The sequence below is a fragment of the Klebsiella sp. JN_Kp121 genome, assembly GCF_040062145.1.
Taxonomy (GTDB): domain Bacteria; phylum Pseudomonadota; class Gammaproteobacteria; order Enterobacterales; family Enterobacteriaceae; genus Klebsiella; species Klebsiella aerogenes.
Genome location: NZ_JBEAHX010000011.1, coordinates 132842 through 153271, shown reverse-complemented (window position 1 = coordinate 153271; position 20430 = coordinate 132842). Strand labels below are relative to the sequence as shown.

Below are 20430 nucleotides of genomic sequence, written 5' to 3'. Positions count from 1 at the left end.
CGATGGTAGTGTGGGGTCTCCCCATGTGAGAGTAGGGAACTGCCAGGCATCAAATAAAACGAAAGGCTCAGTCGGAAGACTGGGCCTTTTGTTTTATCTGTTGTTTGTCGGTGAGCGCTCTCCGGAGTAGGACAAATCCGCCGGGAGCGGATTTGAACGTTGCGCAGCAACGGCCCGGAGGGTGGCGGGCAGGACGCCCGCCATCATTGCCAGGCATCAAATAAAACGAAAGGCTCAGTCGAAAGACTGGGCCTTTTGTTTTTGTGTTTTGCGGCCAGACGCGCCGCCATCTTCCCCGGTGGCGCTGCGCTTACCGGGGCTACCGCTCCTTCCCGGGGTTGCACCGCCTGCGGGAAAATCTCGCTACACCACCTCATCACCTTCATTCAAAGCCATATAAAACCCCGTCGTTGTAACCACTTCGCCATAATTCACTTTTTCACTGCTCATGTGCTGACGTTAATCGCGAAAACCGGTGTTACGAAAAAAAATGTGAATACAATCACATATAAATAAATAACAATTATATAACATTTAGTTCACTAATTAATTTGTCTGAGTGACGTGTCACGCCCGATGAGACAGATTACGGTCTTTGCTGGAGCAAAATTATAATGACAGAAAGTAGCATTAACGAGCAGGGTTCCCTGGAGCAGGGCGATACCCGGCGCCGTGTATGGGCAATTGTGGGGGCATCTTCAGGGAACCTGGTGGAATGGTTTGATTTTTATGTCTACTCATTTTGCTCACTCTATTTTGCGCACATCTTCTTCCCTTCAGGAAATACCACCACTCAATTGTTACAAACGGCCGGAGTTTTTGCTGCTGGCTTCCTGATGCGCCCCATCGGCGGCTGGCTATTTGGCCGTATTGCTGACCGGCGCGGACGTAAAGCCTCAATGCTTATTTCGGTATGCATGATGTGCTTCGGCTCGCTGGTGATTGCTTGTCTACCGGGATACGCCACTATCGGTACCTGGGCGCCGGCGCTGCTGTTGCTGGCACGTCTGTTCCAGGGCCTGTCCGTTGGCGGGGAATATGGCACCAGCGCGACCTACATGAGTGAAGTCGCAGTAGAAGGAAAGAAAGGATTCTACGCCTCCTTCCAGTACGTTACGTTAATTGGCGGTCAACTGCTGGCGGTACTGGTCGTTGTCGCACTACAGCAAATCCTCAGTGATGAAGATTTGCATGCCTGGGGATGGCGTATTCCTTTTGCGCTGGGCGCAGTACTGGCCATCGTCGCGCTGTGGCTGCGTCGTCAGTTGGATGAAACCTCGAAGCAGGAAACCCGTGCGCTGAAAGAGGCCGGTTCCTTTAAAGGTTTGTGGCGTAATCGCCGGGCTTTTGTCATGGTACTGGGCTTTACTGCCGCCGGTTCGCTGACTTTTTACACCTTCACCACGTATATGCAAAAATATCTGGTGAATACCGCCGGCATGACGGCCAGCACTGCCAGCATGATTATGACGGCGGCGCTTTTCGTGTATATGCTGGTACAACCGCTGTTTGGCGCCTTCTCGGATAAGGTGGGGCGCCGTACTTCAATGCTGTGCTTCGGCGTGCTGGCGACGCTGTTTACCGTGCCAATCTTGAGTGCGCTGCAGAATGTTAGTTCGCCGTATGCCGCATTTGCGCTGGTGATTTGCGCGTTGCTGATCGTCAGCTTCTACACCTCCATCAGCGGGATCCTGAAGGCGGAAATGTTTCCGGCACAGGTTCGCGCGCTGGGCGTGGGCCTGTCCTATGCGGTAGCAAACGCGCTGTTCGGCGGTTCGGCTGAATACGTCGCGCTGTCGCTTAAATCTATAGGAATGGAGAATGCCTTCTACTGGTACGTGACGGTAATGGCGGCGATTGCCTTCCTGGTCTCCCTGATGCTGCATGGTAAAGGGAAGGGGTTGCGTTTGTAACCTTATTGATGCGCCAGTTGCCACACCGTATAGCCGGTGGTGGCGCCGGCGACATCCCAGGCGAAATCCTTCCAGCTCCAGCCGCTCCCTGCCGGGCGGCTGTCCCATAACTCTTTTGATGCCCCCAGACTAACGGAAAACATCAGACCGATGGCGGCGCTGCGATCGCGGCTGTATCCCTGATGCTGCGCATATTCATTGCCGGCGGCGGAGAGCATTGCCGACGCGAGAAAGTGTTGGGCCTTGTCCTGACCGCTCCAGGCATCATTGGCCATATGGCTGCAGCCGCTGAGTAGTAAAGGGGCAATAATGATGAAGTAGCGCATAATTCTTCCTGAAAAAAAGCCCCGGATTACGGGGCGTTGATCTTAGAGAATGCGGCTGATGAGGCGGTCGATGCGGATGCGCCGCAGACGGCGGATGAGCTTTTTCACCTTCACCGGATAGTCGGCGATGCTTTGTAGATCGCGATAGTGCTTCACTACCGTCGTATGTGTACGGATGAGCTGAAGCTCCTTTTCCCGCATTTCGCGCAGTTGATGCTTAGGATCGTGGATCAGTACGGCATTTTCTAAATCCAGCCGCCAGGCGCGCGGATTGAGGTTGTTGCCAGTCAGCAGCATCCATTCGTTATCAACCCACATGCCTTTCAGGTGGTAGCTATTATCGTCATCTTTCCATAAACGTACGATGAGCTGATCGGTATTCACATAATACTGCAGACGGCTCAGGAAGCGACGCAGGTTAATTTCGTACAAATAAGGTAAAGCGCCGATGATTTTAAACGGCTGATCTTCCGGGATATAGAAGTCGTTCGCGGTCTTGTCGCCGACGATGATTTCCACTTTTTTTCCGCTGCGTAGCAGAGAAATAATATTTCTGACCAGTACGGCGGGCAGGTTGAAATACGGGGTGCAGATGGTCAGCTTATGTTCCGCACACGGCATCAGGTGGAAGATAGTCTTGTTGAGCAGGCTCGATTTACCGAGCCCAACCAGCGGCGTGACTGACAGTTGATCTTCATCGGCATTGCCGGTGAAGTGATAGCCGCTTTCGCGCAGATCCTGGCGATACTGGCGAATATCATTTTTGATTTCCGGGCTTTTTGGTCGATCCGGGCGATCGAGTCGATTCACGCCGCGACCCTGTACCAGATTCTGCTCGACCCAGTCGAACATCACGTCGGCCATCTTGCCGTTGCGGATGCACTGATAGCGATCGTAGCGATATTTATCATGCTGATGCAGGTACACATCGTTCAGGCTGGCGCCGCTATAAATAACGCTGTCATCGATGATGAAGCCTTTAAAATGAAGCACGCCGAGCGCTTCCCGGGTATTGACCGGGACGCCATACACCGGGATATCAATCCCTGGGTTTTCCTGGGCCATGCGACAGTACCAATCGGCATTGGTATTGGAGGCTGCCGCGCCGATACGGCCACGCTGGGCGCGATGCCAGTCAACCAGCACGCGCACATCCAGTTCTGGACGCTGGCGTTTAGCGTCATACAGGGCTTGCAGTATTCCTTTTCCGCCATCATCTTGCTCAAGATAGAGCGCAATAATGCAAATACGCTGGGTGGCGTGGGCTATCTTTGCCAGTAGCGCCTGGCGGAAATCAGCCGGCGCGTAAAAGAACTCGATATCATCAACTGACTGAGAGAGCTTAGGGAGTTGGGCAAGGTGTTGTTGATGTTTATTACGCTTAAATTTTGACAACATCACAGTGCGTTTCTTCTCTGTTTATTGAAGGGTCTTCTGTACCATGCAGATGACGTAAGCGGGCAATAATACCATTACTACCCGCGAATGTGGTCATTAATTGCTGTCGCTTGTCACCGAATGTAACGTATTCAGCGCAAGAGACAGGCTCACTATTCCGTCTTCTAATTGGATATCCACTGCAAAACCAAGCTTTCTGGCAAGGCCTATCATGCCGCGGTTATTTGGCATGGTGATGCCATTTAAGCGCTGTAATCCATGGCTCTGCGTATAGGCGATCAGTTTTTCAAGAAGCTGTCGACCAAGGCCTAAACCTTTCAGGTCAGAACGCACCAGCACGGCAAACTCGGCATCAATATTATCAGGATCGGAAATTGCTCTGGTCACGCCGAGGATCTCGCTTCCTTGCTCCGTGGCGCGAACCGCAACAAAGGCCATTTCACGATCGTAGTCGATCTGCGTCATATTGGCTAAGTCGTCATGGGTGAATTCGTTGATCTCGCTGAAGTAGCGGTAATAGAGATCTTCTTTGGTGACCCGCTCAATAAAGGCCAATAATAGTGGTTCATCCTCAGGCAGGATCGGCCGGAACAGGCAGCGCTCGCCGTTTTTCATTGCCACCCATTCCTCAAGTTGCTGCGGATAGGGTCTGACCGCCAGTCGGCTTTCGCTGTCGCCGCTAAATGGCGCCAGGCTGAGAGTAACGTCGAGGGCGGTAAACTCGTTGCCGGAAGCAAGCAAGGGGTGAATATCCAGCCGCTGGATCTCGGGGCAATCGACAATCAGGTTAGAGACCTGCACCAGCAGTTGGCTGAGGCCGGGAATATCCAGCGGGCGTAGCGCGCTGCGTCCGCGGATCTTTTTACTCTTGATGGCCTGGATCACCAGATAACGCGCCAGGTTCATATTCAGCGGCGGCAGGGCGACCGCGGCCTGATTTTCCGCACGCCATTCGACGCCGCCCTCGCCAAGCATAATCAGCGGGCCGAAAAGCGGGTCATGCTCGACGACGACCCGGAGCTCCTGCGCCCCGGCGCGGTTGGCCATACTCTGTACCAACAGGCCATGAATGCGCGCCTGCGGCCAGGCCATTTTTACCCGGTCGATAATCGCGTCCGCCGCCTGCTGGACTTCAGCTGGGGTACGTAAATAGAGCATGACGCCCTGAACTTCCGATTTATGCGGAATATCCGGCGAACGTAGCTTCAACGCCACCGGGTAGCCAATCTGCTCGGCGATATGTACCGCTTCGGCGCTGTCGGCGGCAATCCAGGTGGGAAGAGTATGGATGCCGTAGGCGCGCAGCAGCGGGCTGACCTCATGGGTGTCCAGCGAGGTCGCGCCTTCGCTCAGCGCGCGCTGCAACAGCGTGTGGGCCTCTGCGGTATTGGCGGTCAAGGTATCGGACAATACCGGCGTTTCCCGTAGCTGTTTCTGGTTGCGCCGGTACTCGACCATATGCATAAAGGCGGTAATAGTGCCTTCCGGTGTGCGATAGGTTGGGATACCGGCCTCGCTAAACAACCGTCGCGCCTCCTGGGAAGAGTACTCCCCGCACCAGTTCGTCAGCACCGTGACGTATTTCCCGCGTGGATGACGCTTAAGGGCATCAATCAACGCCAGCGCGCTTTCGGTGCCCGGCGCCGCGGCGCTGGGGGAGTGGATCACCAGCAGCGCATCATAATCCTGGCTGTCCAGCAACACATTCAGCGCCTTGAGATAGTGCTCGCTGCTGGCGTCATCGCGCAGATCCAGAGGATTAGCAACCTCGACGCCCGTCGGTAACGCCTGCCTGAGCTGGTCGTAGGTGGCTTCACTGAGATTGGCGAGTTTGCCGTTACGCAGCCACAGTTCGTCCAACGCCAGCGCCGCCGGCGCGGCGCCATTACTGATAATCATCAGCTTTTCGCCGCGCAAAGGGCGCATATGGCTCAGGGTTTCAACGGCGGAAAAGAGCTCGTGGGTGTCCTGCACGCGCAGCAGCCCCGCCCGCTGAATAGCGGCATCCCAGGCGGGATCCATCCCTGAGTTGACATGCAGTAATTTCTGCGCCGCCGGGCTGCGGCCGCTTTTGATGACCAGAATGGGTTTATTACGCGATGCGCTACGGGCAGCGGAGACAAAACGCCGGGCATCGCTGAGATGCTCCAGATAGAGCAAAATAGCGCTGGTCTTGCTATCGCGGGCGAGAAAATCGAGCAGGTCGTCGACGTCGATATCAAGACTATCGCCAAGCGCAATAAAGTACGAGAAGCCCATTTCACGCTGCTGCGCCCAGTCCAGAATGGTGTTAGAGACGGCGGCGGATTGCGAGATAAACGCCAGCTTGCCGCGCTGGATAGGGACCGGCGAAAAGCTGGCGTTCAGGCCCTGCCACGGCGCCAGCAGCCCCAGGCTGTTGGGACCGAGCAGACGCATTTGATAACGGGCGGCGCACTCGAGCAGCGCCGGGTACTGGTCTGGCTGTGAAGAGAGGATAATGCAGGTTTTACACCCTTTCCGCCCTAAGGCCTCGAGCAACTCGAGATTGCGACGGGCATTAGTACAGAGCACCGCTAGATCCGGGGTAAACGGCAGGCTGTCGATAGTCGGCCACGCCAGTACGCCAAGCACCGCTTTCCAGGCGGGCGTCACCGGCAGGACCGGGCCATTAAAACCGCCGGCCAACAAATTGCGCATCATTAAATAGCCAGCGCGCTGCGGTTTCATCGATGCGCCAATGACGGCGATCGATTTTGGCCGCAGCAGTGCTTCCAGGCCTCGTTGGCTCATTCCGGTCTCCTTTGATCCCCTGTGACCGAATGATTTTAAACGCTTTCAGCCTGTTGTGCTGTGATACTGCCCTTATGCTGCGTTTTTCCCGCCAGATAGCGGCTTCTGAACAGGCTAAAGTGATCGCCAAGCGCGGCCGCCGCCTGCGCGTCGCCGGCTAAGTCCAGCAGGGCGATGGCGACTTCCGCCGTACAGTACTGACCGTCGGCATGGGCTTCGCGCAGGTGATAGGCGGAGATGCGCGACAGGTCGACAGAGATTACCGGCAGCGCATCGAGATACGGGCTTTTGCGAAACATTTTCCGCGCTTCCGTCCAGGTGCCGTCGAGCATAATAAACAGCGGCGGCTTACCCTCCGGCGGGGCGCTCAGTACCTGGCGTTCCGCTCCGGCATAAGAGGCCGGAAAGACGACCATGGGCTGATAATCGGGGTTGGCGACCAGATCGAGCAGCGCCTGCGGCGGCTCGGTACGCGACCACTGAAACGCTTCGGTGTTGGGCAGAATATCGGCGATAAGGCGCCCGGTATTGCTGGGCTTCATCGGCTCGGTGTCGAACATTACCAGGCAAAAGCGGCTGTCGGCCTGCGCCGGCGCCAGCGTTGCGCACAGACACTGTTTTAGGGGGAGCAGGCAGCGCTGGCAGCGGCGGATGCGGTTGCCGCGAGCAAGAAAAGGCCGGGTTGCGCGCGCGAGGCGTTCGGCGCGTAGCCGAAGGACAGCGTTATCAATCATGGGAGTCGCTAATGAAAAACGCTATTGTCGCAGAGGAGAAAACGGGGCACAAGCGGTGCCCCGGTGGGGTTACTGCTGGTTGGCTTCGTTCAGCCAGCTATCGAACGGCGCTTTGGGGACGGCGCCATTCAGCATGTCGACCATTTCACCATTTTTAAACATCATAATGGTTGGAATGCTACGGATGCGGAAGCGAGCGCTCAGTTCGCGTTCGGCTTCAGTGTTCACTTTCACAAAACGCATTTCGCCGCTGCGCTCTTCAGCCACATCTTCAAAGATCGGCGCAAAGCTACGGCATGGGCCGCACCACGGGGCCCAGAAATCAATAACGACTGGCAGATCGTCCTTTAATAGTTTATCCAGCGTTGCCCCGGTCGCGTTGATGACATCGCCGTCAAAGAGATCGTGGCCGCAGCGTCCGCACTTGGCGCCATCGGCGCTACGGTCTTCGGGGATGCGGTTAAGAGCCTGACAACTGGCACAAACGGTATTCATAACTAACCTCTGGTTATGGGGTTGCAGCGCGGCACGTGGCCGATTTGTTTCTGTAATGTTACATATTATCGATGAGGCGCGAATAAAGGACAATGTCTTTTGTTCGATGGTTACAATAGACCAAGGCTTTTAAATGAAATAATGGCTAAGTGAAGATACATCGGGTAATCTTCGCGCTTCGCGCAGCGCAGGTGGAGAAAATAGATGAGCGACGAACTGAAAAATAAAAGCGGCAAGGTCAAAGTGATGTATGTCCGCAGTGATGATGATTCTGACAAACGTACCCATAACCCGCGTACCGGGAAAGGGGGAGGGCGTCCAGGAAAGTCACGTGTTGACGGCCGCAGCCGCCCTGCGCGCGATGAACGTAACAGCCGCGGCGACGATCGCAAACGCGACGATCGCAAGCGTAATGATTTTAATCGCGATGATGCGTCCCCGTGGCGCACCGTTTCCCGTGCTCCGGGCGATGAGACGCCGGTAAAAGAAGATCACGGCGGTATCAGCGGTAAGAGCTTTATCGATCCGGAAGTGCTGCGCCGTCAGCGCGCGGAAGAGACCCGCGTCTACGGCGAGAACGCCTGTCAGGCGCTGTTCCAGAGCCGTCCGGAAGCCATCGTACGCGCCTGGTTTATCCAGAGCGTCACTCCGCGCTTTAAAGAGGCGCTGCGCTGGATGGCGGCCAACCGTAAGGCCTACCACGTAGTGGACGAAGCCGAACTGGCGAAGGCGTCTGGTACCGAACACCACGGCGGCGTCTGCTTCCTGATCAAAAAACGTCATGGTACTTCCGTGGCCCAGTGGGTGGCGAAAGCAGAAGCCGAAGATTGCGTACTGGCGCTGGAAGATGTTGGCAACCCGCACAATCTCGGCGCGATTATGCGTAGCTGCGCGCACTTTGGCGTGAAAGGCGTGGTAGTACAGGATGCCGGCGTGCTGGAGTCTGGCGCGGCGATCCGTACTGCAGAAGGCGGCGCGGAACATGTTGAGCCGATCACCGGCGACAGCTTTATCGATACCCTGACGCAGTTCCGTCAGGCTGGCTACGCCATCGTTTCGACCTCCAGCCATAACGGTACGCCGCTGTTTAAGGCCGAGCTGCCGAAGAAAATGGTGCTGGTATTAGGCCAGGAGCGCGACGGTCTGTCCGATGCGGCCATCTCCAGCTCTGACCTCAACGTCGCCATCGATGGCACCGGCAACGTCGAAAGCCTTAACGTCTCCGTGGCGACCGGCGTGCTGCTGGCGGAATGGTGGCGTCAGAATAAGGCCTGATAACGGTCTCTGAATGCAAAAAGCCAGCTGATGCTGGCTTTTTTATTGCCGTCGCTCACTCGCTTTCAGCGGGCAGCACCGGCATCCAGTCAATGGGCGCCTCGCCGCGTTCGGCCAGCCACTGGTTGGTTTGCACAAAGTGGTTGCAGCCGAAGAAACCGCGGTGCGCCGACAGCGGCGACGGGTGCGGCGCTTTCAGGACGCAATGGCGCTGGCGATCGATAATGGCGCCTTTTTTCTGCGCGTGCGCCCCCCACAGCAGAAATACCACTCCTTCACAATGCTGGTTAATCAGCGCTATCACTTTATCGGTAAAGGTTTCCCAGCCGAGACTGGCGTGTGAATGCGCCTGACCGGCGCGCACCGTTAACACGGTATTAAGCAGGAGCACGCCCTGGCGCGCCCAGCTTTCCAGATAACCATGCGCCGGGCGCTGAAAGCCGGGGATGGTGCCTTCCAGCTCTTTATACATGTTCAGCAGCGACGGCGGTATCTGCACTCCCGGTAAAACAGAAAAGGCCAGACCGTGCGCCTGTCCCGGGCCGTGATAGGGATCCTGACCTAAGATGACCACTTTGACCTCGCCCAGTTCGGTATAGCGAAAGGCGTTAAAGACATCTTTCTGCGGCGGATAGATAGTCATGCCGGACTGGCGCTCTTCGGCGACGGTCTTGAGGGTATTGAGAAAATAGGGCTGCTGCTTCTCTTCCGCCAGCACGTCGTGCCAGGTTAATGGGGTGGTCATCTCGCTCTCCTGCAAAGGGTCATGCCCATAGCTTAACTGCTTCTTTCTGCATAACAAAATCGCGACGTCATTCCTGACTGGTTGCGCATAAAAAAAATTGAAAATTTACAAATTTTTTTATGGCACCTACTGGCGTAACTTGATGTAAAACAATACTATCCTCATATACCCACTTTGAGTGAGTGGTTTTTGTTGATTTAAGTCAATGAATGCCGGGTGTGTGGCTGATATATATACACTCATACAACAATGGTTTTACCAATTGGCCGCAAAGAGGCCAAAATCGAATAAACACTGCCTGGGAGGCATCAAATGATTACTGGTATCCAAATTACTAAAGCGGCAAACGACGACCTGCTGAACTCTTTCTGGCTGCTGGATAGCGAAAAAGGCGAAGCGCGCTGCCTGTGTGCCAAAGGTGGTTTTGCGGAAGATGACGTAGTTGCGGTGAGCAAACTGGGTGAAATCGAATACCGTGAAATCCCGGTAGACGTGAAACCGGAAGTCCGCGTGGAAGGCGGTCAGCACCTGAACGTGAACGTGCTGCGTCGCGAAACTCTGCTGGATGCCGTTGAGCACCCGGAAAAATACCCGCAGCTGACCATTCGTGTTTCCGGCTACGCGGTACGTTTTAACTCTCTGACTCCGGAACAGCAGCGCGACGTTATCGCTCGTACCTTTACCGAAAGCCTGTAAGGCTGAAGCCAGATGTGAAAACGCCGGGATATCCCGGCGTTTTTTTACTCTTCGTTGGACGTTGACGGCGTCGCGGCAGAGCTTGGCTTACGGCGCTTACCGATGTTTTTGGTATCGCGGTGGCGTTTCTTCACCCGCGGCTTCTCTTTTTCTTTCTCTTTTTTCTCGGCGCGTTTCGCCAGCACTTTCTTCGATGGTTTACCGGTTAACTTCTCGCTCGGCGCGCGGGTTTTCGGGCGCAATTCATCAATCACGCGAGCTTTCAGCGGTTCTTCAACGTAGCGGCCGATTTTACCCAGCAGCAGGTGATCGTGCGCTTCAACCAGCGAAATAGCGGTGCCTTTCTTACCTGCACGGCCGGTACGGCCAATACGGTGCAGATAGATATCGGCTGTGCGCGGCATATCGAAGTTAAACACGTGGCTGACATCCGGAATATCAATACCGCGCGCGGCGACGTCGGTGGCAATCAGCACGTTCACGCGACCATCGGTCAGGCGTTTAATCGCTTCGTTACGTTTGATCTGCACCATTTCGCCTTCCAGCCAGCAGGTGGTGATGCCTGCTTCGTGCAGCTTAGCGGCCAGTTCGTGAACGCGCTCGCGTTTACGCACGAAGACGATAGAGCGGGTTGCTTCCGGTTGTTTCAGCAGATTAACCAGCAGCGCGGTTTTATGATCGATATCATCGGCGCGATAGTACCACTGGTGAATTTTTTTACGTTCGCGGGTCGACGGATTTGCAGAAACTTCAACCGGCTCTTCCAGCAGGCGTTCGGCAAAGTCTTTAATCGCATCGCCTTCCAGCGTGGCGGAAAACAGCATGGTCTGCTTGCGCCAGCGGGTTTCACCGGCGATGGTTTCGATATCCTGGGCAAAGCCCATGTCCAGCATGCGGTCCGCTTCATCAAGGATCAGCGTTTCTACCGCGCGGCAGTCGAAGTTCTCTTCTTTAATATACTGCAGCAGGCGACCGGTGGTGGCGACCACGATATCCTGGTTTTCGCTGAACACTTCCGCGTGGTTCATGTACGCAACGCCGCCGGTAATGGTGGCAATATCCAGATGGGTATGCTTCGCCAGTTCGCGGGCGTGATCGGCAACCTGCATCGCCAGCTCGCGGGTCGGCGTCAGGATAAGGATCCGCGGCGGCCCCGATTTCTTGCGCGGAAAATCAAGCAGATGCTGCAACGCTGGCAGCAAATATGCCGCAGTTTTACCGGTGCCTGTCGGCGCAGAACCGAGAATATCACGGCCATCAAGCGCAGGCGGAATAGCGGCGGCCTGAATGGCTGTCGGGCGTGTGAAACCTTTATCCTGGAGCGCTTCCAGCAGGTTTTCGTCGAGTTCAAGTTCGGAAAAAGTCGTTACAGTCATGTTCTACCTCTGAGTGGGCCGCCGATTATAGACGTTACTGACGTAATGTTCATCTGTTTGTAAGGCTATCTGTTCTCCGGTATTGTGCATAGCCTTAAGCACAGGAGTTTTCGTCAGCAAGGTTTTGAGGATGTCTCAGTCGAAGTTTGCGCTGCCGCGCAATGGTTTTACCTTTAAACAATTTTTTGTCGCCCACGATCGCTGCGCAATGAAAGTCGGTACCGACGGTATTCTGCTGGGCGCCTGGGCGCCAATTGCTCAGGTGAAGCACGTGCTGGATATCGGAACCGGTAGCGGTTTGTTGGCATTAATGTTAGCCCAGCGTACCGCGAATTCGGTCCAACTGGATGCGGTGGAGTTGGATGAAGAGGCCGCGACGCAGGCGCGGGATAACGTGGCGGCCAGCAACTGGCCTGGACGCATCGCCGTATACCAGGCGCCGATTCAGCAGTGGCAGCCGCAGCCGCCGCGGCGCTATGAGCTCATCGTCAGCAATCCGCCGTTTTTTGCCGAAGGCGTACCTTGTGCGACGTCGCAGCGCGAACAAGCGCGTTATACCACCTCGCTCGATCATACGACGCTGCTCACCTGCGCCGCGGATCTGATTACCGAGGAGGGCTTTTTCTGCGTGGTGCTGCCGGTGGATATTGGTAATGCGTTTGTCGAACGGGCGAAAGCGATGGGGTGGCATTTGCGCTTACGCACCGACGTGGCGGAAACAGAAATGCGCCCGCCGCATCGGGCCCTGCTGGCATTCTCTCCCAGCGCCGGCGAGTGTTTCAGCGATCGGCTGGTGGTTCGTGGGCCAGAGCAGCAGTACTCTGAAGGCTTTACCGCACTGACCCGCGACTTCTATCTCTTTATGTGAGCAAGCGGCGAGAGCACCGACGGGCCGCTGTTTTCCAGCGTGTCCGGGTAGTCGAGCGTATAGTGCAGGCCGCGGCTCTCCTTACGCTGCATGGCGCAACGCACGATAAGCTCGGCCACCTGCACCAGATTGCGCAGCTCCAGTAAGTTATTGGAGACGCGAAAACGCGCGTAATACTCATCCAGCTCCTGCTGCAGCATAGTAATGCGCCGCAGCGCTCGTTCCAGCCGGCGGGTGGTACGCACAATTCCGACATAGTCCCACATTAGCAGGCGCAGTTCGTGCCAGTTATGTTGAATCACCACCAGTTCATCCGGGATCTCAACCTGACTTTCATCCCATGGCGGCAGCTGTTCCGCCGCTTGCGCCAGCGGCAGGCGTTTCGCTATGTCCTCGGCTGCCGACCAGCCGTACACCAGACACTCCAACAATGAGTTCGAGGCCATGCGGTTGGCACCGTGCAGCCCGGTGTAGCTTACCTCGCCGATGGCGTACAGACCGTCGACGTCGGTACGTCCGTTATCATCCACCATCACGCCGCCGCAGGTGTAGTGGGCGGCGGGTACGATAGGCACCGGCTCTTTGGTCAAATCAATACCAAGGCCGAGTAGCTTTTCATAAATCATCGGAAAATGCTGGCGAATAAACGCTTCGGGCTTATGGCTAATATCCAGATACATGCAGTCGACGCCGAGGCGCTTCATCTCATGGTCGATGGCGCGGGCGACGATATCGCGCGGGGCCAGTTCGCCGCGTTCGTCGAAGTCCGGCATAAAGCGGCTACCGTCAGGCCGTTTCAACAGCGCGCCTTCGCCGCGCAGGGCTTCCGTTAAGAGGAAGTTTCTCGCCTGTGGATGAAACAGCGCGGTAGGGTGGAACTGGTTAAATTCGAGATTGGCCACACGGCATCCCGCGCGCCAGGCCATGGCGATGCCGTCGCCGGAGGAGACATCAGGGTTCGTTGTATATTGGTAGACTTTCGCGGCGCCGCCGGTCGCCAGCACCACGGCTCTTGCGCTGCAGGTTTCTACCTTTTCCTTATTACGGTTCCAGATCCACGCGCCGACTACCCGCCGGGTACCCGGCAGGCCAATCTTATCGGAGATAATCAGGTCAACCGCGTTGCTACGTTCCAGAATGGTGATATTCGGATGCGCCAGCGCTTTGCCAACCAGCGTCGTCTCAACCTCTTTGCCGGTGGCATCGGCGGCATGCAGGATCCGCCGATGACTATGGCCGCCTTCGCGGGTCAGGTGATAGCTCTCTTCACCGTTGGCCTGCACCTGGGTATCAAACAGTACCCCCTGATCGATAAGCCACTGCACGCAGGGTTTGGCGTTGCTGGCGACAAAGGAGACGGCATGACGGTCACAAAGTCCGGCTCCGGCGATGAGCGTATCTTCGACGTGGGATTCGATGCTGTCGGTTTCATCGAAAACGGCGGCAATTCCACCCTGGGCGTAGAAAGTCGAGCCTTCGCTAACCGGCCCTTTGCTCAGGACGGTAACCGAGTGGCGTTCCGCCAGGCGCAGCGCCAGAGACAATCCGGCAGCGCCGCTGCCGATAATCAACACATCACAGGAAAAGTCAGGAGTCGTCTTCATAGCTTCTGTTTAATTTACTAAACACAATGGCGTCACCATAGCACCTGGTGGGGCTAAATCGTACAATTATTTTCGTGAATAGTTGTGCGGGCTAAACAAGGGTGGCAGAAAAGCAAATATGTAAACGAAAGAAAATATTTGCGAAGCAGGCCGTTACCTTCAGATTTTATAGTGAAAAATAAGTTGGGTTACGTTACCCTTCAGGCGGGCCTTGCGCTTTTTCTTCATTAGCTTACCTGGCGTTGAACAACGGGACTTATAATGAAAGATAACAATCAGTCCACCGTTGTCAGACAAAAATCAAAAGCGTAACGGAACTTTATTGTGTTCAGACACTCCAAACGTCTGCTTGCTCATATTGCAGTGCTTGGGTGGTGTTCTGAATACGCATGGGAATTGGGTTTGGGGAGACATTACCTCGGATGAGCGAGCAGTTAACGGATCAGGTCCTCGTTGAACGGGTCCAGAAAGGAGATCAGAAAGCCTTTAACCTACTGGTAGTGCGCTATCAGCACAAGGTTGCAAGCCTGGTCTCCCGCTATGTACCGCCGGGCGATATTGCTGACGTTGTTCAGGAGTCGTTCGTGAAGGCGTGGCGTGCGCTGGATTCTTTCCGGGGGGATAGCGCTTTTTATACCTGGTTGTATCGTATCGCCGTAAACACGGCAAAGAATTATCTGGTTGCTCAGGGACGCCGTCCGCCATCAAGCGATGTTGACGCCAACGAGGCGGAAAACTTTGAAAGCGGCGGGGCATTGAAAGAAATTTCGAACCCTGAGAACTTAATGTTGTCAGAAGAGCTGAGACAAATAGTTTTTCGTACCATTGAATCGCTTCCCGAAGATTTACGCATGGCAATTACGTTGCGGGAGCTGGATGGCCTGAGCTATGAAGAAATAGCCGCCATCATGGATTGTCCGGTTGGCACGGTACGTTCGCGTATCTTCCGGGCACGTGAAGCTATTGATAATAAAGTTCAACCGCTAATCAGGCGTTGACGATAGCGGAATACTGGAAAAGGGTATCAGGCATGCAGAAAGAAAAACTTTCGGCCTTAATGGATGGTGAAACGCTGGATAACGAGCTGCTCAATGAGCTGAGTCGTTCTTCTGAAATGCAAAAAACCTGGGAGAGCTACCATCTCATCCGCGACACGCTGCGAGGCGATACCGCCGAGATGCTCCAATTCGATATCTCAGCTCGCGTGATGGCCGCCATCGAGAACGAACCTGCTCGTCAGGTTGCGCCGCTTATTCCTGAGTCTCAACCTGCTCCACACCAGTGGCGTCAAATGCCTTTCTGGCAGAAAGTACGCCCGTGGGCCAGCTCGCTTACCCAAATGGGTGTGGCAGCGTGCGTTTCTCTGGCTGTGATCGTCGGCGTCCAGCAGTATAACGGACACTCCGATGCCTCCCAGCAGCCGGAAGCGCCAGTCTTCAACACTATGCCGATGATGGGCAAAGCCAGCCCGGTTAGCCTGGGCGTTCCGGCTGATGCCTCCGCCGGCAGCGGTCAGCAGGCGCAGGTTCAGGAGCAACGTCGTCGTATTAATGCTATGCTGCAGGACTATGAATTGCAGCGTCGCCTGCACGCTGAGCAGCTTCAGTTTGGCCAGGCCCAGACTCAGCAAGCCGCTGTTCAGGTGCCAGGTTATCAAACTTTAGGAACGCAATCGCAGTAATGAAGCAACTTTGGTGTGCCATGTCGCTCATGGCGGGCAGCCTGTTCTTCTCCACCAACGCCTCGGCTGATACATCGTCCGGGGCGTTGTTGCAGCAGATGAACCTGGCTAGCCAGTCCCTCAATTACGAGCTGTCTTTTGTCAGTATCAACAAACAGGGCGTTGAGTCGCTGCGCTATCGTCACGTGCGGTTGAACAACCAGCCCCTTGCTCAGTTGCTGCAGCTCGACGGTCCGCGTCGGGAAGTGGTGCTGCGCGGTACTGAAATCAGCTATTTTGAACCCGGTCTCGATCCCTTCACTCTGAATGGCGACTATATCGTCGATTCCTTGCCGTCTCTGGTGTATACCGATTTCAAAAAGCTGGCCTCGTATTATGATTTCATCTCCGTTGGCCGTACGCGTATCGCCGATCGCCTGTGCGATGTGGTGCGCGTAGTAGCCCGCGACGGTACGCGCTACAGCTACATTGCGTGGCTGGATGCCGAGACCAAGCTGCCGCTGCGCGTCGACCTGCTCGACCGCGACGGCGAAACCCTGGAGCAGTTCCGGGTGGTCTCATTCAATATCGGTGATAACGTAAGCTCGAGTATGGAAGCGCTGTCGAAAGCCAGCCTGCCGCCGCAGCTGTCGGTCCCGGAAAGCGGCAATAAAGCCAACTTTAACTGGGCGCCGACCTGGCTGCCGCAGGGCGTGACGGAAGTTTCCAGCAGTCAGCGTCGTTTACCGACCTTCGATGGCCCTGTCGAGTCGCGTCTCTATTCCGATGGTCTGTTCAGCTTCTCCGTCAACGTTAACCGCGCGACGGTAAACAGTAGCGATCAGCTGCTGCGCACCGGCCGCCGTACCGTCAGTACCTCGGTGCGCGATAACGCCGAAATCTCAGTGGTGGGCGAATTACCGCCGCAGACGGCAAAACGTATCTCCGACAGTATTAAGTTCAGGGCCGCGCAATGATCAAAGAGTGGGCGACTGTTGTCTCCTGGCACAACGGCGTGGCGCAGGTTCACTGCGATGTTAAAGCCTCTTGCAGCAGCTGCGCCTCGCGCGCCGGCTGCGGTAGCCGGGTGCTCAATAAACTGGGGCCGCAAACCAGCCATACCATTAGCGTCCCCTGTGAGCAGCCGCTGACGGCCGGGCAAAAAGTGGAGCTGGGCATTGCTGAAAGCAGCCTGCTGGGTTCGGCGCTGTTGGTCTACATGGCGCCGCTGTTTGGGCTGTTTGTGATGGCATCTATTTTTCAGGTGTTGTTTGCCAGCGATATCGCTTCGTTGTGCGGCGCGCTGTTGGGCGGCGTCGGCGGGTTCCTGGTGGCGCGTGGGCTGTCGCCGAAGCTGGCTGCTCGCCAGTCGTGGCAGCCGGTGATTTTAAGCGTTGGTTTACCGCCGGATCTGCTGCGCGTCGATACGCCTTCCTCTGGAATGGGGCAGTGATTTCACTGTCCCTCATCTTTATTTACGCTTCCTGATACAACGCCACAATTCTGCCGTTATGCTGGATCTAACAGCATTTCCTGGTTTCGCGGATGTAGTGTAGAATGCGGCGTTTTCGGATTAAAAAACGTCAGGCACAGAACAGCGGCCTCATGAGACTCGTAAGGCATAATTAACTCTAAATATGAAGAATATACGTAACTTTTCGATCATCGCTCACATCGACCACGGTAAGTCGACGCTGTCTGACCGTATCATCCAGATTTGCGGTGGCCTTTCTGATCGCGAAATGGCGGCCCAGGTTCTGGACTCCATGGACCTTGAACGTGAGCGCGGCATTACCATCAAGGCGCAGAGCGTCACCCTGGACTATAAAGCCAGCGATGGTGAAACTTATCAGCTCAACTTTATCGACACCCCGGGCCACGTTGACTTCTCCTATGAAGTATCGCGCTCCCTGGCGGCGTGCGAAGGCGCGCTGCTGGTGGTTGACGCCGGGCAGGGTGTAGAAGCCCAGACCCTGGCGAACTGCTATACCGCGATGGAAATGGACCTCGAAGTCGTCCCGGTTCTTAACAAGATCGACCTGCCTGCGGCCGACCCTGAGCGCGTAGCGGACGAGATTGAAGATATCGTTGGTATCGACGCTCACGACGCGGTTCGCTGCTCGGCGAAAACCGGTGTCGGCGTGCCGGATGTGCTGGAACGTCTGGTTCGGGATATTCCGCCGCCGGAAGGCGATCCGGACGCGCCGCTGCAGGCGCTGATTATCGACTCCTGGTTCGATAACTATTTAGGCGTCGTGTCGCTGGTGCGTATTAAAAACGGCACCATGCGCAAAGGCGACAAAATTAAGGTGATGAGCACCGGTCAGGTCTATAACGCCGACCGTCTGGGCATCTTCACCCCGAAACAGGTTGACCGTACCGAACTGAAATGCGGCGAGGTGGGTTGGCTGGTTTGCGCTATTAAAGACATCCTCGGCGCGCCGGTGGGCGATACCCTGACCGCGGCGCGTAATCCAGCGGATAAGGCGCTGCCGGGCTTCAAAAAAGTGAAGCCGCAGGTCTACGCCGGTCTGTTCCCGGTGAGCTCTGATGACTATGAGAACTTCCGCGATGCGCTGGGTAAACTGAGTCTGAACGATGCATCCTTGTTCTATGAGCCGGAAAGTTCTACGGCGCTGGGCTTCGGCTTCCGCTGCGGATTCCTCGGCCTGCTGCACATGGAAATCATTCAGGAGCGTCTGGAGCGTGAATACGATCTTGACCTGATTACCACCGCGCCGACGGTAGTCTATGAAGTAGAAACCACCTCTAAAGAGGTTATCTACGTCGATAGTCCGTCGAAGCTGCCGCCGCTGAATAATATTCAGGAACTGCGTGAGCCGATCGCCGAATGTCACATGCTGCTGCCGCAGGAGTTCCTCGGCAACGTGATCACCTTGTGTATCGAGAAACGCGGTGTGCAAACCAACATGGTTTACCATGGCAAACAGGTTGCGCTGACCTATGAAATCCCGATGGCGGAAGTGGTCCTCGACTTCTTCGACCGTCTGAAGTCCACCTCCCGCGGCTATGCGTCGCTGGATTATAACTTCAAGCGTTTCCAGGCCTCTAACATGGTGCGCGTTGACGTGCTGATCAACGGCGAGCGCGTCGATGCGCTGGCGCTCATCACGCACAACGACAACGCGCCGTATCGTGGCCGCGAGCTGGTCGAGAAGATGAAAGATCTGATCCCGCGTCAGCAGTTCGATATCGCGATTCAGGCGGCTATTGGTAACCACATTATCGCGCGCTCTACCGTGAAACAGCTGCGTAAAAACGTCCTGGCGAAATGCTACGGCGGCGACGTCAGCCGTAAGAAAAAGCTGCTGCAGAAGCAGAAAGAAGGTAAAAAGCGTATGAAACAGGTCGGTAACGTTGAACTGCCGCAGGAAGCGTTCCTCGCCATTCTGCACGTTGGTAAAGACGGCAAATAATCTAAGGAGTTGGCATGGCGAACATGTTTGCCCTGATTCTGGTCATTGCGACCCTTGTGACAGGGCTGTTGTGGTGTCTGGATAAGTTCATATTCGCACCAAAACGTCGTGAACGTCAGGCCGCTGCTCAGGCAGCGACCGGCGAGCAACTGGACAAGAAGACGCTGAAGAAAGTCGGCCCGAAACCGGGCTGGCTGGAAACCGGCGCCTCGGTCTTCCCGGTACTGGCGATTGTGCTGGTTGTGCGTTCGTTTATCTATGAACCTTTCCAGATCCCGTCAGGTTCGATGATGCCGACTCTGCTGATTGGCGATTTTATCCTGGTGGAGAAATTCGCCTACGGCATTAAAGATCCGATCTACCAGAAAACGCTGATCGAAACCGGTCATCCGAAACGTGGCGATATCGTGGTGTTTAAATATCCGGAAGATCAGCGTCTGGACTACATCAAACGCGCGGTCGGTTTACCGGGCGATAAAGTCACTTACGATCCGGTGGCTAAACAGGTGACGATTGAGCCTGGCTGCGCGTCGGGTCAGGCATGCGGTAGTGCCTTGCCGATCACCTACTCCAACGTCGAACCAAGCGATTTCGTTCAGACCTTCTCCCGCCGCAACGGCGGCGAAGCCACCAGCGGTTTCTGGCAACTGCCGAAAGGCGAAACCAAAGCCGATGGTATTCGTCTGACCGAGCGTAAAGAGACGCTGGGTGAAGTGACCCACCGTATTCTGACGGTACCCATCGCTCAGGATCAGGTGGGGATGTACTATCGTCAGTCCGGCCAGCCGCTGGCAACGTGGGTCGTTCCGCCGGGTGAATACTTCATGATGGGCGACAACCGCGACAATAGCGCCGACAGCCGTTACTGGGGCTTCGTGCCGGAAGCGAACCTGGTGGGTAAAGCCACCGCCATCTGGATGAGCTTCGAAAAACAGGAAGGCGAGTGGCCAACCGGCGTACGTTTATCGCGCATTGGCGGCATCCACTAATTCCCCGTCTTAATTCACGCTGCCAGCGCAATAACGGCAGCGTGAATTATTTAGTATTTAAATCCATCCAAACTAACGACATCCCTTGTCGTTGCGTATAGAATATCCCCCCGAAGTTTTTGGTTGTCTCTCGAAAGAGTGA

18 protein-coding genes are annotated in these 20430 nt (G+C 55.7%); 10 read left to right on the top strand and 8 right to left on the bottom strand.

The window, feature by feature from the left end:
* Positions 1-614 precede the first annotated feature (614 nt).
* On the top strand, positions 615-1913 hold the full coding sequence (locus tag ABLU86_RS16485; protein ID WP_015370272.1) for an MFS transporter: 1299 nt from the start codon (positions 615-617) through the stop codon (positions 1911-1913).
* 2 nt (positions 1914-1915) lie between these two features.
* Here ABLU86_RS16485 and ABLU86_RS16480 read toward each other — a convergent pair whose 3' ends face one another.
* The 5 genes from ABLU86_RS16480 to trxC form a co-directional block, all read right to left on the bottom strand.
* The gene (locus ABLU86_RS16480; RefSeq protein WP_015370273.1) at positions 1916-2239 is read right to left on the bottom strand and encodes a YfiM family lipoprotein; all 324 of its coding nucleotides are present in this window, start codon (positions 2237-2239) and stop codon (positions 1916-1918) included.
* A gap of 42 nt (positions 2240-2281) precedes the next feature.
* Complete coding sequence (gene pssA / locus ABLU86_RS16475; protein WP_015370274.1) at positions 2282-3637, bottom strand: CDP-diacylglycerol--serine O-phosphatidyltransferase; 1356 nt, start codon at positions 3635-3637, stop codon at positions 2282-2284.
* A 96-nt stretch (positions 3638-3733) separates the two neighbouring features.
* Complete coding sequence (gene pat / locus ABLU86_RS16470) at positions 3734-6409, bottom strand: protein lysine acetyltransferase (RefSeq protein WP_032723176.1); 2676 nt, start codon at positions 6407-6409, stop codon at positions 3734-3736.
* A 35-nt stretch (positions 6410-6444) separates the two neighbouring features.
* The gene (tapT, locus tag ABLU86_RS16465) at positions 6445-7143 is read right to left on the bottom strand and encodes a tRNA-uridine aminocarboxypropyltransferase (protein ID WP_015703189.1); all 699 of its coding nucleotides are present in this window, start codon (positions 7141-7143) and stop codon (positions 6445-6447) included.
* 69 nt (positions 7144-7212) lie between these two features.
* Complete coding sequence (gene trxC, locus ABLU86_RS16460) at positions 7213-7638, bottom strand: thioredoxin TrxC (protein WP_015370277.1); 426 nt, start codon at positions 7636-7638, stop codon at positions 7213-7215.
* 204 nt (positions 7639-7842) lie between these two features.
* Here trxC and ABLU86_RS16455 point away from each other — a divergent pair, with 204 nt between their 5' ends.
* Complete coding sequence (locus ABLU86_RS16455) at positions 7843-8913, top strand: tRNA/rRNA methyltransferase (RefSeq protein WP_015703188.1); 1071 nt, start codon at positions 7843-7845, stop codon at positions 8911-8913.
* A 55-nt stretch (positions 8914-8968) separates the two neighbouring features.
* On the opposite strand, the gene ung is transcribed toward ABLU86_RS16455, so the two are convergent.
* Positions 8969-9658: a uracil-DNA glycosylase gene (gene ung / locus ABLU86_RS16450; protein WP_020078167.1), complete on the bottom strand. Its 690-nt coding sequence runs from the start codon at positions 9656-9658 to the stop codon at positions 8969-8971.
* Positions 9659-9970: 312 nt separating this feature from the next.
* On the opposite strand from ung, the gene grcA reads away from it, so the two are divergent.
* The gene (gene grcA / locus ABLU86_RS16445; RefSeq protein ID WP_002914084.1) at positions 9971-10354 is read left to right on the top strand and encodes an autonomous glycyl radical cofactor GrcA; all 384 of its coding nucleotides are present in this window, start codon (positions 9971-9973) and stop codon (positions 10352-10354) included.
* Between the two features lie 44 nt (positions 10355-10398).
* Here grcA and srmB read toward each other — a convergent pair whose 3' ends face one another.
* Positions 10399-11730, bottom strand: a complete 1332-nt coding sequence (gene srmB / locus ABLU86_RS16440) for an ATP-dependent RNA helicase SrmB (RefSeq protein WP_045362168.1) — start codon at positions 11728-11730, stop codon at positions 10399-10401.
* Positions 11731-11860: 130 nt separating this feature from the next.
* On the opposite strand from srmB, the gene ABLU86_RS16435 reads away from it, so the two are divergent.
* Positions 11861-12598, top strand: coding sequence for a tRNA1(Val) (adenine(37)-N6)-methyltransferase (locus ABLU86_RS16435; RefSeq protein WP_020078168.1), 738 nt, complete (start codon positions 11861-11863; stop codon positions 12596-12598).
* On the opposite strand, the gene nadB is transcribed toward ABLU86_RS16435, so the two are convergent.
* Positions 12583-14202, bottom strand: a complete 1620-nt coding sequence (gene nadB, locus ABLU86_RS16430) for an L-aspartate oxidase (protein ID WP_015703185.1) — start codon at positions 14200-14202, stop codon at positions 12583-12585. The two genes, ABLU86_RS16435 and nadB, sit on opposite strands and share 16 nt — an antisense overlap.
* A gap of 422 nt (positions 14203-14624) precedes the next feature.
* Between nadB and rpoE the strand changes: the two genes are divergently transcribed.
* The 6 genes from rpoE to lepB all read left to right on the top strand — a co-directional run bounded on the left by rpoE (position 14625) and on the right by lepB (position 20288).
* On the top strand, positions 14625-15200 hold the full coding sequence (rpoE, locus tag ABLU86_RS16425; RefSeq protein WP_002914074.1) for an RNA polymerase sigma factor RpoE: 576 nt from the start codon (positions 14625-14627) through the stop codon (positions 15198-15200).
* Positions 15201-15232: 32 nt separating this feature from the next.
* Complete coding sequence (gene rseA, locus ABLU86_RS16420) at positions 15233-15883, top strand: anti-sigma-E factor RseA (protein WP_015370285.1); 651 nt, start codon at positions 15233-15235, stop codon at positions 15881-15883.
* Positions 15883-16839, top strand: a complete 957-nt coding sequence (gene rseB, locus ABLU86_RS16415; protein ID WP_020078169.1) for a sigma-E factor regulatory protein RseB — start codon at positions 15883-15885, stop codon at positions 16837-16839. Before rseA ends, rseB begins: the two co-directional genes overlap by 1 nt.
* Complete coding sequence (gene rseC, locus ABLU86_RS16410) at positions 16836-17315, top strand: SoxR-reducing system protein RseC (RefSeq protein ID WP_015370287.1); 480 nt, start codon at positions 16836-16838, stop codon at positions 17313-17315. Before rseB ends, rseC begins: the two co-directional genes overlap by 4 nt.
* Before the next feature lie 184 nt (positions 17316-17499).
* Complete coding sequence (lepA, locus tag ABLU86_RS16405; RefSeq protein ID WP_015370288.1) at positions 17500-19299, top strand: translation elongation factor 4; 1800 nt, start codon at positions 17500-17502, stop codon at positions 19297-19299.
* 14 nt (positions 19300-19313) lie between these two features.
* The gene (gene lepB, locus ABLU86_RS16400) at positions 19314-20288 is read left to right on the top strand and encodes a signal peptidase I (protein ID WP_157195215.1); all 975 of its coding nucleotides are present in this window, start codon (positions 19314-19316) and stop codon (positions 20286-20288) included.
* Positions 20289-20430: the final 142 nt, after the last annotated feature.